Annotated in this window: 12 protein-coding genes; 7 read left to right on the top strand and 5 right to left on the bottom strand. The window is 73.1% G+C overall.

Annotation, left to right across the window (positions count from 1 at the left end; genetic code table 11):
* Window positions 1-166 precede the first annotated feature (166 nt).
* Window positions 167-2,029, bottom strand: a complete 1,863-nt coding sequence (locus ACIQAK_RS31935) for a peptidoglycan DD-metalloendopeptidase family protein (RefSeq protein ID WP_366390878.1) — start codon at window positions 2,027-2,029, stop codon at window positions 167-169.
* 205 nt (window positions 2,030-2,234) lie between these two features.
* Window positions 2,235-3,137: an alpha/beta fold hydrolase gene (locus ACIQAK_RS31930; RefSeq protein WP_366390879.1), complete on the bottom strand. Its 903-nt coding sequence runs from the start codon at window positions 3,135-3,137 to the stop codon at window positions 2,235-2,237.
* Between the two features lie 280 nt (window positions 3,138-3,417).
* Between ACIQAK_RS31930 and ACIQAK_RS31925 the strand changes: the two genes are divergently transcribed.
* Entirely contained in the window at window positions 3,418-3,831 is a 414-nt protein-coding gene (locus ACIQAK_RS31925; protein ID WP_366390880.1) for a cobalamin B12-binding domain-containing protein, read from the top strand.
* Between the two features lie 282 nt (window positions 3,832-4,113).
* Here the strand turns inward: ACIQAK_RS31925 and ACIQAK_RS31920 are convergent, their stop codons facing one another.
* Window positions 4,114-5,766 (bottom strand): DUF5691 domain-containing protein, encoded by a 1,653-nt coding sequence (locus ACIQAK_RS31920; protein ID WP_366390881.1) that lies wholly within the window; start codon window positions 5,764-5,766, stop codon window positions 4,114-4,116.
* Between the two features lie 165 nt (window positions 5,767-5,931).
* Window positions 5,932-7,353 (bottom strand): SWIM zinc finger family protein, encoded by a 1,422-nt coding sequence (locus ACIQAK_RS31915; protein ID WP_401365571.1) that lies wholly within the window; start codon window positions 7,351-7,353, stop codon window positions 5,932-5,934.
* A 179-nt stretch (window positions 7,354-7,532) separates the two neighbouring features.
* Here ACIQAK_RS31915 and ACIQAK_RS31910 point away from each other — a divergent pair, with 179 nt between their 5' ends.
* The 6 genes from ACIQAK_RS31910 (at window position 7,533) to sucD (ending at window position 15,364) form a co-directional block, all read left to right on the top strand.
* Window positions 7,533-7,979, top strand: a complete 447-nt coding sequence (locus ACIQAK_RS31910; protein ID WP_366390883.1) for a hypothetical protein — start codon at window positions 7,533-7,535, stop codon at window positions 7,977-7,979.
* A gap of 156 nt (window positions 7,980-8,135) precedes the next feature.
* Window positions 8,136-9,263 (top strand): AAA family ATPase, encoded by a 1,128-nt coding sequence (locus tag ACIQAK_RS31905; protein WP_366390884.1) that lies wholly within the window; start codon window positions 8,136-8,138, stop codon window positions 9,261-9,263.
* Window positions 9,260-11,659: a DUF5682 family protein gene (locus ACIQAK_RS31900; protein WP_366390885.1), complete on the top strand. Its 2,400-nt coding sequence runs from the start codon at window positions 9,260-9,262 to the stop codon at window positions 11,657-11,659. The genes ACIQAK_RS31905 and ACIQAK_RS31900 overlap by 4 nt, the downstream gene beginning before the upstream one ends.
* A gap of 158 nt (window positions 11,660-11,817) precedes the next feature.
* Complete coding sequence (locus tag ACIQAK_RS31895) at window positions 11,818-13,038, top strand: VWA domain-containing protein (RefSeq protein WP_366390929.1); 1,221 nt, start codon at window positions 11,818-11,820, stop codon at window positions 13,036-13,038.
* Window positions 13,039-13,278: 240 nt separating this feature from the next.
* Window positions 13,279-14,460, top strand: coding sequence for an ADP-forming succinate--CoA ligase subunit beta (sucC, locus tag ACIQAK_RS31890; protein WP_366390886.1), 1,182 nt, complete (start codon window positions 13,279-13,281; stop codon window positions 14,458-14,460).
* 19 nt (window positions 14,461-14,479) lie between these two features.
* A complete protein-coding gene (gene sucD / locus ACIQAK_RS31885; RefSeq protein ID WP_366390887.1) occupies window positions 14,480-15,364 on the top strand; it encodes a succinate--CoA ligase subunit alpha in 885 nt (294 codons plus the stop codon).
* 109 nt (window positions 15,365-15,473) lie between these two features.
* On the opposite strand, the gene ACIQAK_RS31880 is transcribed toward sucD, so the two are convergent.
* The gene (locus ACIQAK_RS31880; RefSeq protein ID WP_366390888.1) at window positions 15,474-16,838 is read right to left on the bottom strand and encodes a helix-turn-helix domain-containing protein; all 1,365 of its coding nucleotides are present in this window, start codon (window positions 16,836-16,838) and stop codon (window positions 15,474-15,476) included.
* Window positions 16,839-16,924: the final 86 nt, after the last annotated feature.

Genomic DNA, 16,924 nt, shown 5'->3' with positions numbered 1-16,924 from the left:
GGGCCGGGTTCGGCGGGGGGAGCTGTTGTGGTCGGGCCACGTTAGGGCGGGGGGCGCTGGGGGGGGGGGGCCCGGTGTGGGGGGGGGGGCACGGCTCCGGCCGCCCCACCCCCCTTCGTCTGTCCCCGTCCCGCCCCTTCGTCTGTCGGCGTGTGCCCGACCACGCTCAGGTCGGGTCGACGCCGTGGCTCCGCAGCCACGCCAGCGGGTCCACCGCCGCGCCGCCGCCGGGCCGGACCTCGAAGTGCAGGTGCGGACCGGTGGAGTTGCCGGAGCTGCCCGCGTACGCGATGACGTCGCCGGCCTTCACCGGGCCCGAGCGGATCTTGGTGCTGCTGAGGTGGCAGTACCAGGTCTCCGTGCCGTCGGCCATGGTCACGATCGCCATGTTGCCGTAGGCGCTGTTGTACTGGGTGCGGACGGTGCCGTCGGTCGCGGCCATCACCGGAGCGCCGTACCCGACGGGGAAGTCGATGCCCGTGTGCACGGACATCCAGTTGACGCCCGCCTGGCCGTAGTAGGCGCTGAGCCCGTGCTGCTTGACCGGCAGGACGAACTTGGGCCGCAGCGCCTCCCGGCGTGCGGCCTCCTCCTCGCGCTTCTTCTTCTCCTCGGCCTGCCGCTGCTTCAGGTCGATGCGCTCCTGGGTGCGGCTCGCGCGCTCGCGGAAGTCGTCGCTCCCCTCGGAGAGCTGCTCCAGCTGGCTGTCGAGCTTGTTGTTCGCGGTGACCGGCTTGACCGTGCTCGGATCGGCGACGGCCAGCGAGGTGGTCTTGTCCTGCTTGTCCTCGTCGCTGATCCCACTGACGGAGGCGGCCGCGATGCCCGCGACGCTCATCACGCAGGCGGAGGGGACCGCAACGGTCAGGAGGGCGGACCGCTTGGCGGGGCTGCGGCGGCGGGCCCGGTTGCGCGGGGCGGGGGTGTGGACGACGGTGCGGTCCACGGAGAGTGGAGCGGGACGGTCACTGCCGTCGGACACGGGAGCGGCGTCCGGCTCGAAACCGCCTTCGGGGCCGCTTCCCAGGCCGCTTCCGAAGTCGCCTTCGAGGACGGCGAACTCGGCGGTGGTGGAGGCGGCCGCCGGCTCGTGGTCCACCTGGTCGGTGCGGTCCGACCCGGACTGCCCGGCCGTCTCGCGGCCGGCTGCGTCGGGCTCCTGCTGTTCGTACAGCTGATGCGATGTCTGTTCGGGTTCGTACGTGGCATTCCCGGGCGTGGCGCCGGACTTCCAGGCGGTCGCGTCGTAGGCGCCGGTGTCGTACGACCCCGTGTCGTACGCGCCGGTGTCGTAGGTCCCGGTGGCGAAGGCCGTGGTGGCGTACGTGCCGGTCTCATCGGCGCCGATCGTCCCGTACGCGCCCGTGTCGTAGGCGCCGGTGTCGTACGTTCCCGCGTCGTGCGCGCCGGTCTCCTGCGCGCCGGTCTCCTCCGTACCGGTCTCCTCCGCGCCGGTCTCCCGCGTACCGGCTTCGAAGCCGCCCGGCCCGTACGAGCCGTCGGCCGCGTACGGGGCACCCGTGGCGTACGTCCCGGTGGGGTACGCGCCGGTGTCGTACGCATCCGTCCCGTACGCATCCGTCCCGTACGCATCCGTCCCGTACGTGCCTGTGTCGTACGTGCCCGTGTCGTACGGGGCTGTGCCGTACGCGGCCGCGGTGAACCCGGCGGTGGGGAGCGCGCCCGTGTCGGTGGTCGCCCACTGGCCGGTCCGGTCCTGGTTGGAGGACTGCTGCCAGGTGGGCGTGGTTCCGGTGTCCCACTGCTGGTGGGAGGCGACTGCCGTCTGCGACCCGTCGGCGTACGCGTCGTACGTGACGGTCTGCTGCGCGCCGGTGTCCCAGGCGGAGGAGTCGTACGGGCCGCTGGGGCCACCGTAGGAGTTGTCGTACCCGGAAGCGGTGTAGTCCGCGGCGTCGGGGGTACCGGAGTCGCCAGGGAAGGTACCGAAGAGCGGGTCGGTGTCGAAGCCGCCGGTGGATCGGGTGTCGTACCCGACGGGCCCGGCGTGGGGGTGCTGGTCGTTCACCAACTTCTCTCTCGCCTCGGCAGCAGGACTGTTCTGGGTCCCGGTGAAGGGTTTCCCAGGGGGAAGCAGTGGCCGCGACTGTACCCGGCAGTATGTGAGGACGACAATCTTCGGCAGGTTTTGCGTCCTCAGGAAACGGGCATTCGGCCGTCTTTCGGTGGACGGCAGGCGCAGCTTTGGCTCTATGTTCGACTGCTGTTCTAATTTAAGCGACAGAGGCCGTTCCGTTTGAGGGTGCGATGCCCTCCCGGGTCTCCTGCGACTCCAGAGCTTCACGGACCGCGGCGGCGACCGCCGGGTGCACCGGCAGCGCGAGATGTCCGATCCCGGTGACGCGCACATTCACGGCGTCGAGGTCGGGATGGTCGACGCGGGCCGCCTCGACCGGGACCATCACCTGGTCCAGCTCGCTCCAGAAGCTGACGAACCGGGTCCGGCAGCCGGGGGCGGGGCGGCGCAGCTCCTCGATCAGCGCGGAGCCGCCGCGCATCTGGCGCACGATGGGGTGAATGCCGGCTCCGGGGGCGACGGCGGTGCCACCGTGCGGGGTGCCGAGCGTGACGAGGGTGCGCACCCGCCGGTCGCCGCCCAGTCGTTGTACGTAGTAGCGGGCGATCAGGCCGCCGAGGCTGTGCCCGACGATGTCGACCTCGTGCTGTCCGGTGCGGGCGCAGACCTCTTCCACGTGCCGGCTGAGCAGCTCGGCGGCGGTGCGCAGGTCGCGGGTGAGCGGCGAGTAGTTGAGGGATGCCAGGTGGCGGCGGCCGTGCCGGGCCAGGGTGCGGCGCAGCAGGACGAAGACGGAGCGGTTGTCGATGAACCCGTGCAGCAGGACGACGGGCCGTTCGGCGGCGGGGGTGCCGGGCATGGGACCGGGGCGCGTCCCTGGCGGTGCCTCGGTGGGCGTGCCCGCCGCCCGGCCCGGCTGGGGGCCCGGCTGGGGGCCCGGGGTGTGGCGCTCCTGGGTGAGGCCGAAGGGGTAGGTGACGAGGTGGCCGGTGAGGACGACGAGCTCCAGCACGGTGGCGCCGAGCAGTGCCGTGGTGAGCCGCTGCCCCGGCAGGCCGGGCAGCCGGGGCAGCAGGGAGAGGAGGGGGAGGACCTTCACGCCGACCTCCTGCACTGGCGCACGGGGAGACGGCGACGGGCCGTACCACCGTGCCGTGCGGCTGGCGGCGCGGTGGTACGGCGACCTCGTAGCGGCTCGCCGGGCGGGCGTCCCGCACGGCCGGACGGCCGCGTCATCGGGAGGCGACGCCTGGCGAACATGTCCCACGTGTGATTTCCCCCTCCCCGCCTGCCGCGAAACGGCGGCTTGCGGGATGCTGTGGATAACGTTCGTTCACATCCCCGGCCCTTCAGGCGCGGGAGACCATGTGGAGGCAGTGATGGGTGTGACCGGTCCGATCCGTGTGGTGGTGGCCAAGCCGGGACTCGACGGCCATGACCGAGGGGCCAAGGTGATCGCGCGGGCGCTGCGGGACGCCGGTATGGAAGTCATCTATACGGGGCTTCACCAGACACCCGAGCAGATCGTCGACACGGCGATCCAGGAGGACGCCGACGCGATCGGCCTCTCCATCCTCTCCGGGGCGCACAACACGCTGTTCGCCAAGGTGATCGAGCTGCTGAGAGAGCGGGAGGCGGAGGACATCAAGGTGTTCGGCGGCGGGATCATCCCGGAGGACGACATCGCCCCGCTGAAGAAACTGGGCGTGGCGGAGCTCTTCACCCCGGGGGCCACCACGACCGAGATCGTCACCTGGGTGAACGCGAACGTCCGCCAGCCCGCGCAGGCCTGACGAGCGGATCGCGTACGCGGCCGGACGGGGCGGTCCGGGTGAGGCGGGGCGGGGTGTTCCGGATGAGGCGGGTCGAATGGGACAATTCGGATGAGGTGGGCGGAACCCGGCGGGCCGGGCAGACGGAGCGAGGCGGTTCGAACCGGGCGGGCCGGACGGGACGACGCGGGCGAGACGGGGCGGGCGGAACCGGGCGGACCGGGACGGCCTGACGCCGTGGGGCCGGGCGGGCGGCCCGGCTCGGTGCCGAGGTCCCGGCGCTCGGCACCGAGGGTTCGAGGGTCAGGCCAGCTCCGCCTCCATCGCGGCGCGCAGGCGCAGGGTGGAGACCAGGCGCTGGAACGCCTCCGACCAGTAGCCACCCGCCCCCGGAGACGCTCCCTCCTGCTCGTCCGGGGTGGCCGTGAGGACCTCCAGGCGGTCGGCCTCGGCCGGGTCCAGGCAGCGCTCGGCCAGTCCCATCACCCCGCTGAAGCTCCACGGGTAACTCCCGCCGTCCCGAGCGATGTCGAGCGCGTCGACCACGGCCCGTCCGAGCGGACCCCTCCACGGCACCGTGCAGACCCCCAGTAGCTGAAACGCCTCGGAGAGCCCGTGCGCGGCTATGAACGCGGCCACCCAGTCGGCCCGTTCGGCCTCGGACAGGACCGCCAGGAGCTTCGAGCGCTCGGCGATCGACGCGGGGCCGGGGGAGCTGGCGGGGGGCGCCGACGGCGTGCCGAGCAGGGCCCGCGCCCACCGCGGGTGGCGTTGGCGCACCGCCGCCCGGCACCAGGCGGCGTGCAACTCGCCCGCCCAGTCGTCGGCGACCGGCAGCGCCACGATCTCCTCCGCCGGACGCCCGCCGAACCGCTCCTGCCAGACCCCGAGCGGCGTGGCCTCCACCAACTGCCCGAGCCACCAGGACCGCTCGCCCCGGCCCGTCGGCGGAACGGCCACCACCCCGTCGCGCTGCATCCCGGCGTCGCACTCGTGCGGCGCCTCCACGGCGATCGAGGCGCCGGCCCCCGTACGGTCGGGATTGACGCAGGACGTCGCCCGGGCCGCCATCCGTCCGGCGAGAGCCGACGAGGGCAGGGCCGAGAGCAGCTCGGCGGCCGTGGCCCGCACATTGCGGCTGCGGTCGGTGAGGGCCTGTTCCAGGAACTCCTCGTCACCGGCGGCCAGACCGGCCCGCAGGGAGTCCAGGAACATCAGCCGGTCCTCGGCCCGTTCGGTGGACCAGGTCGTGGTGAGCAGGGCGAGCGCGGCGGCGGGATGCTGCGCCCGTACGGCGTCGAGCAACGCGACCCGCTCGGCGAACAGTCCCTCCTCCCACAGTCGGCGCACCGCGTCCGGGTCGGTGGTGTCGGGGACGAGCGAGCCGCCCGCGGAGCCGCGCAGGGCGAACTTCCATTCGGGGTTCAGCGCGGCCAGCCACAGGCCGAGCGGCCCGGCGAACGCGAGCGCCTGGGGGCGCAGGTCGGTGCGCGCCCGCGCGGCGTCCAGCAGCGGCGGCAGCAGGGCGGCCGGGGGCCGGAACCCCCGCCGGTTGGCGGTGGCCAGCCACTGCGGGATGAGCTCGGTGAGGTCGGGGGCCGCCCCGCGCCGTCCCGAGGTGGTCGGCGCGGCCCGGTCGGCGAGCAGCTGGGCGAGCCGGTGCCGGGCCGCCTCGGGGAGCCGCGGGCGCGGGTCGTGGGGCGCGGGCGCCGGTCTGACCCCCGGCACGGCGGGCAGCAGCCCGGCGCGCCGCCGCACGGTGTGCAGGGCGGCAGCGTCCAGCAGGGCGGCCGGGCCGTCGGCCGGGACCTGGCCGCCGGGCGCCACCGGCGGGCGACGGTCGGTGCCCAGCAGCGCCGAGGTGACCAGCTCCTCCCAGGGGAGGGCGGCCAGGGGATGGGGAGCTGCTGCGCGGGCGGAACCGGCCGCGGTCGGGCCGGTGGTGGTGCGAGGCATCGGGTCCCCTTCAGAGCAGTCAGAGCAGTCAGAGCAGTCAGTGGGAGTCAGAGCAGTCAGTGGGATTCAGGGCAGCCAGTGGAGTTGGGGCAGCCAGTGGGAGTCAGGGCATTCGGGGCGCCCGAGGACGGTCGGTGCGGTGGCCGAACGGGGGTAGGGCGCGGGTCAGATGAGCCGTACTGTCCCGTCCGTGACATCCCCGGAACCGGCCCCGGAACCGGCCCCGGACGCGGAACCAGCCCCAGCCCCGGCCCTCGTGTCCCAGGCCGCGAACGGGTCGAAGCCGCGGTGGCCCAACTCGCCGAAGACCGTGACCGGGGCGCCGCCCGAGAGTGCGACGAGCTTCCACAGCCCCTGGCGGGACAGCGCCGCCGGGGCGAGGGGCAGCGCGGATTCGCCCTCCGCGTCGGCCAGTTGCCAGCCGCCCTCGGACGGCACGGGTATGACCTCGCGCAGGGTGACCGGCCAGGCGTCCAACCAGGGATCGTCCCGCAGTGCCGCCCCGTACGCGGTGAGGGCGTCGGCGGTGGCGCCCCCCGGTGGCCGTGTGCCCGGCGCCGGGTCGGGCGTGGCGAACTGCCGGCCCGGATCGGCCCGGAGTCCACTGCCCGGGTACGGCGTGAGCTCGGCGTCGATCGTGACGCCCACCGGCAGCGCGAGATCCGGGGCACGGCCCGCCGCGCCGAAGGAGAGCAGCAGGGCCGTGCGGCCCGACCCCTTCCCGTGCAGCCAGATCCGCCGCGTGGTGAGCCGGCCGTCCGGGGTGTCGTACTGGGCGAGGACCAGCCAGTGGTCGCGGATTGGCGGGCCTTCGGCGGACAGGGGCAGCCCCACCCGCGTGCGCACCGTCGCGGCCAGCCGGTCCGGCAGCCGCTCCCGGCCCAGCCACGCCGTGTCCAGCAGGTGGAGCAGCCCGCACTCCTCCAGCAGCCGCACCGGCCAGCCCGGCCCGGAGCCCGGCACGGACCCCAACTCCCGCACCCGGCTCGCCAGTCCGGGCGCCTGGGCGTCGACCATGCGGGCGGCGGTCTCCTCCCACAGGCTGTACCCCGCCCGGTCGGCGGTGGCGAGTCCGCCCCGCAGCAGGTCGCTCAGGCGCTGTTCCAGCTCCTGAGCCCCTCCGGTGACGCGCTCCGCCCGGCGCTCCGCCCGCTTCCTGGCGGCGGTGTCGGCTGAGCCCGGTGCGGACTCCCCCACCGCGGTGGCCTCCTGCCGGGCCTGCTTGGCCTCCGCCCGGCCGCGGCGGGCTTCGAGCCACTGCACGGCCCAGTCGGCCGGCTCACCCCGCTCGAGCGGACCGTCGCCGGACGACCGGAGCAGCAGCAGCCCCAGCGCGTGCTTGCAGGGGAACTTGCGGCTCGGGCAACTGCACCGGTACGCGGGGCCGGTGGTGTCGACCACCGTCTGATACGGCTTGCTCCCACTTCCCTTGCACAGCCCCCATACCGCCCCCGATCCGTCGAAGCCGGTGCCCGACCAGTGTCCGGCGGAGGCCAGCTTGGTCCCCGCCTTACGTGATGCGTCGTCAGGAGCCAGGGACAGCACCTGCTCCACCGTCCAGCTCGCCACCGATTCCGTGGCGGGCAAGGGTTCTCCCCCGTGAGATAGCAGCATGGGAACGACGGTAGGGGCCACCACTGACAGTCCAGGGTGACCTGCGCGTTCGTGGCCCGGCAACCGATTTGACTTTGCTTTTCCTTTGCGTTTCTCTGCGATCTCCGCGCACGGAACCGTTCCGGTCGCGGTCCGATCCAGGGGGGATCCCGATGAAGCGCACCACCCGCACCACCCGCAGCCTGCGCACCGCCGTTCGTGCCCTTGCGGTCACCGGCCTCGTGTTCGGCCTCGGCGCCTGTTCGTCCGCCTCGGTGGACGAGGCGGTCGGCAAGGCGGTCGACAAGACCGTGGACGAGACGTACGAGGTCACGTACGAGGTGACCGGCAAGGGCGTCGACGAGATCACCTTCCACGCGGGTGGCGGTGACGCCATGGACCCGGAGCTGGAGACCGTCACCTCGCCCACCCTGCCGTGGAAGAAGACGGTGAAGCTGCGCGGCATCATGCCGCCCGCCGTCATGCCGCTGGCGGTGGAGGTCGACGGCTCCGACGTCGCCTGCACCATCACGTACCAGGGCAAGGTCATCAAGGAGGCGAAGGGCAAGGGCATGCTCACGGCGGGCGGCTGCGTCGCCGTCTCGCCGATCGTGGGCTGATCCGGCCCGCCGCCGGGCTGCCCGCAGTCGGCGCATGGGCCCTGACCTGCGGTCAGGACCCGTGCGGAGAGCGGCGCAGGGCCCGTTGTCAGTGGCATGGTGCACGGTGGAAACCACATCAGGTCGACGATCTGTCGACGATCTGGAGGGGGATCCATGACCGTGCCCGAAAACAGCACCGCCGCCGTCGACGGGGCGACCCGCCCCGAGGCCCTGCGCCCGCACGCCGAGGACGCGTTCGCCGACGAGCTGAAGGTGCTGGCCGCCGCCGACGACCGTCCCAGGCCCGCCCGTTGGCGCCTCTCGCCCTGGGCCGTCGCCACGTATCTGCAGGGCGGGACACTGCCCGACGGAACGGTGATCACGCCGAAGTACGTGGGCCCGCGCCGGCTGATCGAGGTGGCCGTGACCACCCTGGCCACCGACCGCGCGCTACTCCTGCTCGGCGTCCCCGGGACCGCCAAGACGTGGGTGTCCGAGCACCTCGCCGCCGCCGTCAGCGGCGACTCGACCCTGCTCGTGCAGGGCACCGCGGGCACCCCGGAGGAAGCCGTCCGCTACGGGTGGAACTACGCCCAGCTGCTCGCCCACGGCCCCAGCCGGGACGCGTTGGTGCCCAGTCCGCTGATGCGGGCCATGTCCGAGGGCATGACCGCCCGGGTCGAGGAGCTGACCCGCATCCCCGCCGATGTGCAGGACTCGCTCATCACGATCCTGTCGGAGAAGACCCTCCCCGTTCCCGAGCTGGGACAGGAGGTCCAGGCCGTCCGCGGCTTCAACCTCATCGCCACGGCCAACGACCGCGACCGGGGCGTCAACGAGCTCTCCAGTGCGCTGCGCCGCCGGTTCAACACCGTCGTCCTGCCGTTGCCCGCGACCCCCGACGCGGAGGTCGACATCGTCTCCCGGCGCGTCGACCAGATCGGCCGCTCGCTGGACCTGCCCGCCGCGCCGGAAGGTCTCTCCGAGATCCGGCGCGTGGTGACGGTCTTCCGGGAGCTGCGCGACGGCGTCACCGCCGACGGGCGCACCAAGCTCAAGTCGCCCTCGGGCACGCTCTCCACGGCCGAGGCGATCTCCGTCGTCACCAACGGCCTCGCCCTCGCCGCCCATTTCGGTGACGGCATCCTGCGCCCGGCCGACGTCGCCGCGGGCATCCTCGGCGCTGTCGTCCGGGACCCGGCAGCGGACCGCGTGGTCTGGCAGGAGTACCTGGAGACCGTGGTCCGCGAGCGGGACGGCTGGAAGGACTTCTACCGCGCCTGCCGTGAGGTCTCCGTATGACCGGCCCCGCGACCGCCGATCCCGCGACCACCGGCCCCGCGACCGACGCTGCCGTCCCCGGGCCGCTGCTGCTGGGCGTGCGGCACCACGGTCCCGGTTCGGCCCGCGCGGTCCTCGGCGCACTCGACGCCGCCCGGCCGGCCGCCGTGCTCATCGAGGGGCCGCCCGAGGGTGACGTGCTGCTGCCGCTCGCCGCCGACCCACGGATGCGCCCACCCGTCGCCCTGCTCGCCCACGCCGTGGACGACCCGGGGCGGGCGGCCTTCTGGCCGCTGGCCGAGTTCTCACCCGAGTGGGTCGCCATCCGCTGGGCCCTCGCCCACGACGTCCCGGTGCGCTTCATCGACCTCCCCGCGGCCCACTCCCTGGCCCTGAAGGAGCCCCACGGCGGACCTCCCGACACCGGGACCGGCCGCGACCCCGCCTCCGCGGACGAGGAGGTCACGCCGGTCGTCGACCCGATCCGGGTGCTCGCCGAGACCGCCGGATACGACGACCCCGAGCGCTGGTGGGAGGACGTCGTGGAGCACCGCTCACCGGACGGCTCCACCGCCGCCGGCACGTCGGCCGCCGACGCGCTCGCGCCGTTCACCGCGCTGGCCGAGGCCATGACGGCCCTGCGCGAGGCGTACGGGGACGGCGGGCACCCCCGGGACGCCGTGCGCGAGGCGTACATGCGGATCCAGTTGCGCACCGCCCGCAAGGAGTTCGGGGACAGTGTCGCCGTCGTCTGCGGTGCTTGGCACGTCCCCGCGCTCGCCGCCCGGACCACCCTCGCCGCCGACCGCGCCCTCCTCAAGGGACTCCCGAAGGTCAAGGCCGAGATGACCTGGGTGCCCTGGACCCACCGCAGGCTCGCCCGGCACAGCGGCTACGGCGCCGGGATCGACTCACCCGGCTGGTACGGGCACCTCTTCGGCGCCGCCGACCGGCCGATCGAGCGGTGGATGACGAAGGTCGCCGGGCTGCTGCGCGAGGAGGACCGGTTCGTCTCCACCGCCCATGTCATCGAGGCCGTCCGGCTCGCCGAGACGCTCGCCGCGATGCGGGGCCGCCCGCTGGCCGGTCTGAGCGAGACCACTGACGCGGTGCGCGCCGTGATGTGCGAGGGCTCCGACGTACCGCTCGCGCTCGTCCAGGACCGACTGGTCGTCGGCGAGACCCTCGGTGAGGTGCCCGACAGCGCCCCCGCCGTCCCGCTCCAGCGCGATCTGACCCGCAGCCAGCGCACCCTCCGGCTCAAACCGGAAGCGCTGGAGCGGGAGCTCGACCTCGACCTGCGCAAGGAGACCGACGCCGCCCGCAGCCGGCTCCTGCACCGGCTGCGCCTTCTCGGCATCGGCTGGGGCGAACCGGCCGAGGGCCGGGGCAGCACCGGCACCTTCCGGGAGAGCTGGCGGCTGCGCTGGGAGCCGGAGCTGCACGTGCGGATCGCGGAGGCCGGGGTGTGGGGCACCACGGTGGAGACCGCCGCCACGGCGAAGGCCGAGTACCAGGCCCTGGCGGCGACCGCCCTCTCCGAGGTCACCGCACTCGCCGAGCACTGCCTCCTGGCGGGGCTGCCCGATGCACTGCCCGTCGTCATGAAGGCCCTCGCCGACCGCGCCGCACTCGACGCGGACGTCGGCCACCTCGCCGACGCCCTGCCGGCCCTCGCCCGCTCCCTGCGCTACGGGGACGTGCGCTCCACGGACACGGCCGCGCTCGCCGAGGTCGCCGCCGGACTCGCCGAGCGGATCTGTGTCGCCCTGCCGCCGGCCTGCACCGGCCTCGACACGGACGGGGCCGAGGAGCTGCGCCGCCAGGTGGACGGGGTGCACGGCGCGATCGGACTGCTCGTCGCCGGCACCCCGCCCGCCGAGGGGCTGCGGGACCGCTGGGGCGCCGTCCTGCGCAAGCTCGCCGACCGGGACACGGTCGCGGGGATCATCCGGGGCAGGGCCGCCCGGCTGCTGCTCGACGAGGGGCGGCTGACCGAGGACGAGGCGGCCCGGCTCATGGGCCTGGCCCTCTCGCCCGGCACCCCGCCCACCGACGCGGCGGCCTGGATCGAGGGGTTCGTCGGCGGGGCGTCCGGCGGCGGCATGCTGCTGGTCCACGACGAGCGGCTGCTCGGCCTGGTCGACACCTGGCTCACCGGCGTTCCCGCCGACACGTTCACCGACGTGCTGCCGCTCCTGCGCCGTACGTTCTCCGCCTACGAACCGGGTGTACGCCGCACCCTCGGCGAGCTGGTCCGGCGCGGCCCCGTCCCCGATGGCGCCAGGAACGAGGGCGCGGACCACCCGTACCCGGGCTTCGGACCTGGCCTCGACACGGACCGCGCCGACGCCGTGGAGCCGGTGCTGCATCTGCTCCTCGGCAGGACACCCGAGCCGGCGGAGGCGCCCGCATGACCATGACCACGAGCGCCGCCACGCGGGCTATGACAACCACACGGGCCATGACAGCCACACCGGCCAGGACAGCCACACCGGCCAGGACAGCCACACACACCACACACACCACACACACCACACACGCCGCACAGGACGACGACCGCACGGGGGAGACGATGGAAACGGCGACGGCGCAGCCCGCACAGCACCCCGCCGACGGCGAGCGGATGCGGCGCTGGCGCATGGTGCTCGGCGGGGACAGCGCGGAGAGCACCGGATGCACCCTCACCGGCCAGGACGCCGCGATGGACAGCGCGCTCAACGCGCTCTACGGCGGGGGCGGCGGGAAGAAGCCCGGCGGCCGGAGCGGTGGACGTTCGGCCGGTCTCGGCGCGTCGGCCCCCTCCGTCGCCCGCTGGCTCGGCGACATCCGTACGTACTTCCCCAGCTCCGTCGTCCAGGTCATGCAGCGCGACGCGATCGACCGCCTCGGCCTCTCCGCGCTGCTCCTGGAGCCGGAGATGCTGGAGGCCGTCGAGGCGGACGTCCATCTCGTCGGCACCCTGCTCTCCCTGAACAAGGCCATGCCCGAGACGACCAAGGAGACCGCACGGGCGGTCGTCCGCAAGGTCGTCGACGACCTGGAGAAGCGGCTGGAGGGCCGCACCCGGGCCACCCTCACCGGGGCCCTGGACCGTTCGGCGCGGATCAGCCGGCCGCGCCACCGGGACATCGACTGGGACCGCACCATCCGGGCCAACCTGAAGAACTACCTGACCCTTCCCGGAGCGGACGGCGAGCCGGCCACGGGCACGGTCGTGCCGGAGCGCCTCATCGGCTACGGCCGAGCGTCGCAGTCGGTGAAGAAGGACGTCATCCTCTGCATCGACCAGTCCGGCTCGATGGCCGCCTCCGTCGTCTACGCCTCGGTCTTCGGCGCCGTGCTCGCCTCCATGCGCACCCTGGCCACCCGACTCGTCGTCTTCGACACGGCCGTCGTGGACCTCACCGACCAGCTCGACGACCCGGTCGACGTCCTCTTCGGCACCCAGCTCGGCGGCGGCACCGACATCAACCGGGCGCTCGCCTACTGCCAGTCGAAGATCACCCGGCCCGCGGACACCGTCGTCGTCCTCATCAGCGACCTCTACGAGGGCGGCATCCGCGACGAGATGCTCAAGCGGGTCGCGGCGATGAAGGCGTCCGGTGTGCAGTTCGTGACCCTGCTGGCCCTCTCCGACGAGGGAGCACCCGCCTACGACCACGAGCACGCGGCGGCACTCGGTGCGCTGGGCGCCCCCGCGTTCGCCTGTACGCCGGACCTCTTCCCCGACATCATGGCCGCCGCGATCGAGAAGCTACCGCTGCCCATACCGGACAAGGGGACCCAGCCGTAGCCGCGCCACCGGCCGCCCTACGGGACGCGCCCGTCCGGCACCCTCTGTGACCGTTATCACCGCTCAGGTGTGATCTGCGATTTAGGGTCACACGGAGTGCGGGGATAACCTGCCGGATGGACATGCCGCGTACTCGGACACCGTGTGCGCCTCCCTAGTGACAGAGCAGTCACGTTGCCCTTCGCGGCACGCCCACGCAGAAGAACGAACCGCGATACCACTTAAAAGGGACGGACGCGCGTGGACCTGTTCGAGTACCAGGCGAGGGACCTCTTCGCCAAGCACGGTGTACCGGTGCTGGCCGGTGAAGTCATCGACACGCCTGAGGCAGCCCGCGAGGCGACCGAGAAGCTGGGCGGCAAGTCTGTCGTCAAGGCGCAGGTGAAGGTCGGCGGCCGTGGCAAGGCCGGTGGCGTCAAGCTGGCCGCCACCCCCGACGAGGCGGTCGCCCGGGCGACCGACATTCTCGGCATGGACATCAAGGGCCACACGGTCCACAAGGTGATGATCGCCGAGCTGTCCCCGGAGATCGAGGCGGAGTACTACGTCTCGTACCTCCTGGACCGCACCAACCGCACCTTCCTGGCCATGGCCTCGGTGCAGGGCGGCATGGACATCGAGGAGGTCGCGGAGAAGACCCCCGAGGCCCTTGCGAAGGTCCCGGTCGACTCCAACTCCGGCGTCGACATCGTCAAGGCCCGCGAGATCGTGGCCCAGGCGAAGTTCCCGGCCGAGGTGGCCGAGAAGGTCGCCGAGGTCCTGGTGACGCTGTGGGACACCTTCGTCGCCGAGGACGCGCTCCTCGTCGAGGTCAACCCGCTGGTGAAGACCAAGGACGGCCGAATCCTGGCGCTGGACGGCAAGGTCTCGCTCGACGAGAACGCCGACTTCCGTCAGCCGGGCCACGAGGCTCTGGAGGACAAGGACGCAGCCAACCCGCTCGAGGCTGCCGCCAAGGCCAAGAACCTCAACTACGTCAAGCTCGACGGCGAGGTCGGCATCATCGGTAACGGTGCCGGTCTGGTCATGTCGACCCTGGACGTCGTCGCGTACGCCGGTGAGAAGCACGGCAACGTGAAGCCCGCCAACTTCCTCGACATCGGTGGCGGCGCCTCCGCCGAGGTCATGGCGAACGGCCTGGAGATCATCCTCGGCGACTCGGACGTCAAGTCCGTCTTCGTCAACGTCTTCGGTGGCATCACCGCCTGCGACGAGGTCGCCAACGGCATCGTGCAGGCGCTCGCGCTGCTCGAGTCCAAGGGCGAGAAGGTCGAGAAGCCGCTGGTCGTGCGCCTCGACGGCAACAACGCGGAGCTGGGTCGCAAGATCCTTTCCGACGCCAACCACCCGCTCGTGCAGCGTGTGGACACCATGGACGGCGCGGCCGACAAGGCCGCCGAGCTCGCCGCGGCTGCGAAGTAAGGACGAGGGACTCCACACCATGGCTATCTTCCTCACCAAGGACAGCAAGGTCATCGTCCAGGGGATGACCGGCGCCACGGGCATGAAGCACACCAAGCTCATGCTGGCCGACGGCACCAACATCGTCGGCGGCGTGAACCCGCGCAAGGCCGGCACCTCCGTCGACTTCGACGGCACCGAGGTACCGGTCTTCGGCTCCGTCAAGGAAGCGATGGAGAAGACGGGCGCGAACGTCTCCGTCCTCTTCGTGCCGCCGGCGTTCTCCAAGGCCGCCGTCGTCGAGGCGATCGACGCCGAGATCCCGCTCGCGGTCGTCATCACCGAGGGCATCGCCGTTCACGACTCCGCCGCCTTCTGGGCGTACGCGAACGAGAAGGGCAACAAGACCCGGATCATCGGCCCGAACTGCCCGGGTCTCATCACCCCCGGCCAGTCCAACGCCGGCATCATCCCGGGCGACATCACCAAGCCCGGCCGCATCGGTCTCGTGTCCAAGTCCGGCACGCTGACCTACCAGATGATGTACGAGCTCCGGGACATCGGCTTCTCCTCCGCCGTCGGCATCGGTGGCGACCCGGTCATCGGTACGACGCACATCGACGCCCTCGCGGCGTTCGAGGCCGACCCCGACACCGACCTCATCGTGATGATCGGTGAGATCGGTGGCGACGCCGAGGAGCGTGCCGCCGACTTCATCAAGGCGAACGTCACCAAGCCGGTCGTCGGTTACGTCGCGGGCTTCACCGCCCCCGAGGGCAAGACCATGGGCCACGCGGGCGCCATCGTCTCCGGCTCCTCCGGCACCGCCCAGGCGAAGAAGGAGGCCCTTGAGGCCGCCGGCGTGAAGGTCGGCAAGACGCCGACCGAGACCGCCAAGCTGGCGCGCGAGATCCTCGGCGCCTGAGTCAGGCACCGCAGGCACGCACGACGACGCGGGCCCGCACCCCTTGACCAGGGGTGCGGGCCCGCGTGGTTCTGCGCTCCCGCGCTCCCGCGCTCCCGCGCTCCCGCGCTCAGGGGATGCGCGGCACCAGCCGCTCCGGGCCGTGCGCCAACTGCTCCGTGAGGGCCTTCTGGAGCTCCAGGTCCTGCGCGGTCAGCTTCTGCGGACCACCGCGCGGCGGTACGCCCCCGACCCGTTCGGCGGGGGAGATGGGCGCCTCGTAGTGCGTGGGCGCCGTGTGCAGGGTGAGGGCCGTCACGCCGATGAGCAGGGCGGCGAAGGCGATGGCGGCCCGGGTCCAGAGCCTCGCCTTGGTATCGCTGCCGGTGCGCACGGCACGGGCGGGCGGCGGGGAGGGGACGTGCTCGGCGCGGGCGAGTCCGCTGAGCCGGTCGTGGAGCAGCGCGGACTGCTCGGCGGGCGAGGCGGCGGCCACCAGCTCGGGCAGCCGCTCGGCGACGGCGGCCCGGGCCGTCTCCAGACGTCCCGCCGCCGCCGGAGTCGACGCCTCCGTCTCGGCGGCGGTCTCCGGCAGGTCCAGACCGACCCCGTCGTAGAGGAGCAGGGTGCGTCGATACGCCGGCGGCAGATCGAGCAGCGCCTCGAACAGCGCCCGCCGGGCCGGTTCGGTGGGCGGGGCGTCGGGCTGCCGGTGGACGCGGCGCAGCCGGTGCCACGGGGACATCGCGTACTCGTACGCCGCCGCGCGCACCCAGCCGACCGGGTCACGGTCCACGGCCACCTCGGGCCAGCGGTGCCAGGCCAGTTGGAACGCCCGCTCCACGGACTCGCCGGCCAGACTGCGGCGGCCGGTCAGCAGAAAGGTCTGCCGTACGAGGCCGGGGGCGGCGTGGGCGTACAGCGCGTCGAACGCCTCGTCGGGGGAGAGCGGGGGGGTGCCGGGCTCCGGCCCGGGGGAGGGGGAAGGGCTCTCCGGTCCGGGGGAGGGGGAAGGGCTCTCCGGTCCGGGGGGTGCCGACGCGAGGGCCCCCGCGGCCGGCGGTGGGGCCCCTGCCGACGGCGAGGGTGCCTCTGCTGCCGCTGCGGGGGCCCCGGCCGCCGGTACGGGCGACGCGGCTTCGGGGAGCTGCTCCGGTACGGGTTCGGGCGACCGTTCCGGGGCCGCTGCGGGGGACCGCTCCGGAGCCGGTCCGGTCGAACGCTCCGGCGCCGGTCGCTTCCTCCGCCGTGCGGTCTCGGGCCTCGCGGCGGGGGCCGGATCCGGATCGGGCGCGATGAGCTGGGCGTACAGCGCGCGCTTGCGGCCGCGCGGGCTGGTGCGCCCGGTCTCCCAGGAGCGCACGGTGGCGCGCGTCACGCCCAGGGCCTGCGCGACCTCCTCCTCGCTCAGCGACTTCGCCTCGCGCAACCGACGGCGCTCCTTCGGGGAGGGCAGCGGCGGCGCGGCGGCCTCATCGGTGGTGCTCCGGGTCATGGACGACCCCCGGCAGCGCTGCACTGGGAGATAAAGTACATAAACGTATATTGGGCGACACGGCGGCTGTTCGCGCGTTACGCGGG

It is taken from the genome of Streptomyces sp. NPDC088706 (assembly GCF_044752765.1).
Lineage (GTDB): Bacteria > Actinomycetota > Actinomycetes > Streptomycetales > Streptomycetaceae > Streptomyces.
Note: the sequence above shows the minus strand (reverse complement) of the source record. Positions and strands in the feature narration are given on the sequence as shown.

Coding starts and splice junctions, on each gene's coding strand:
- sucD (WP_366390887.1), top strand. CDS start 14,480: ATGGCTATCTTCCTCACCAAGGACAGCAAGGTCATCGTCCAGGGGATG.
- ACIQAK_RS31920 (WP_366390881.1), bottom strand. CDS start 5,766: ATGCCTCGCACCACCACCGGCCCGACCGCGGCCGGTTCCGCCCGCGCA.
- ACIQAK_RS31910 (WP_366390883.1), top strand. CDS start 7,533: ATGAAGCGCACCACCCGCACCACCCGCAGCCTGCGCACCGCCGTTCGT.
- ACIQAK_RS31905 (WP_366390884.1), top strand. CDS start 8,136: ATGACCGTGCCCGAAAACAGCACCGCCGCCGTCGACGGGGCGACCCGC.
- ACIQAK_RS31895 (WP_366390929.1), top strand. CDS start 11,818: ATGGAAACGGCGACGGCGCAGCCCGCACAGCACCCCGCCGACGGCGAG.
- ACIQAK_RS31880 (WP_366390888.1), bottom strand. CDS start 16,838: ATGACCCGGAGCACCACCGATGAGGCCGCCGCGCCGCCGCTGCCCTCC.
- ACIQAK_RS31900 (WP_366390885.1), top strand. CDS start 9,260: ATGACCGGCCCCGCGACCGCCGATCCCGCGACCACCGGCCCCGCGACC.
- ACIQAK_RS31925 (WP_366390880.1), top strand. CDS start 3,418: ATGGGTGTGACCGGTCCGATCCGTGTGGTGGTGGCCAAGCCGGGACTC.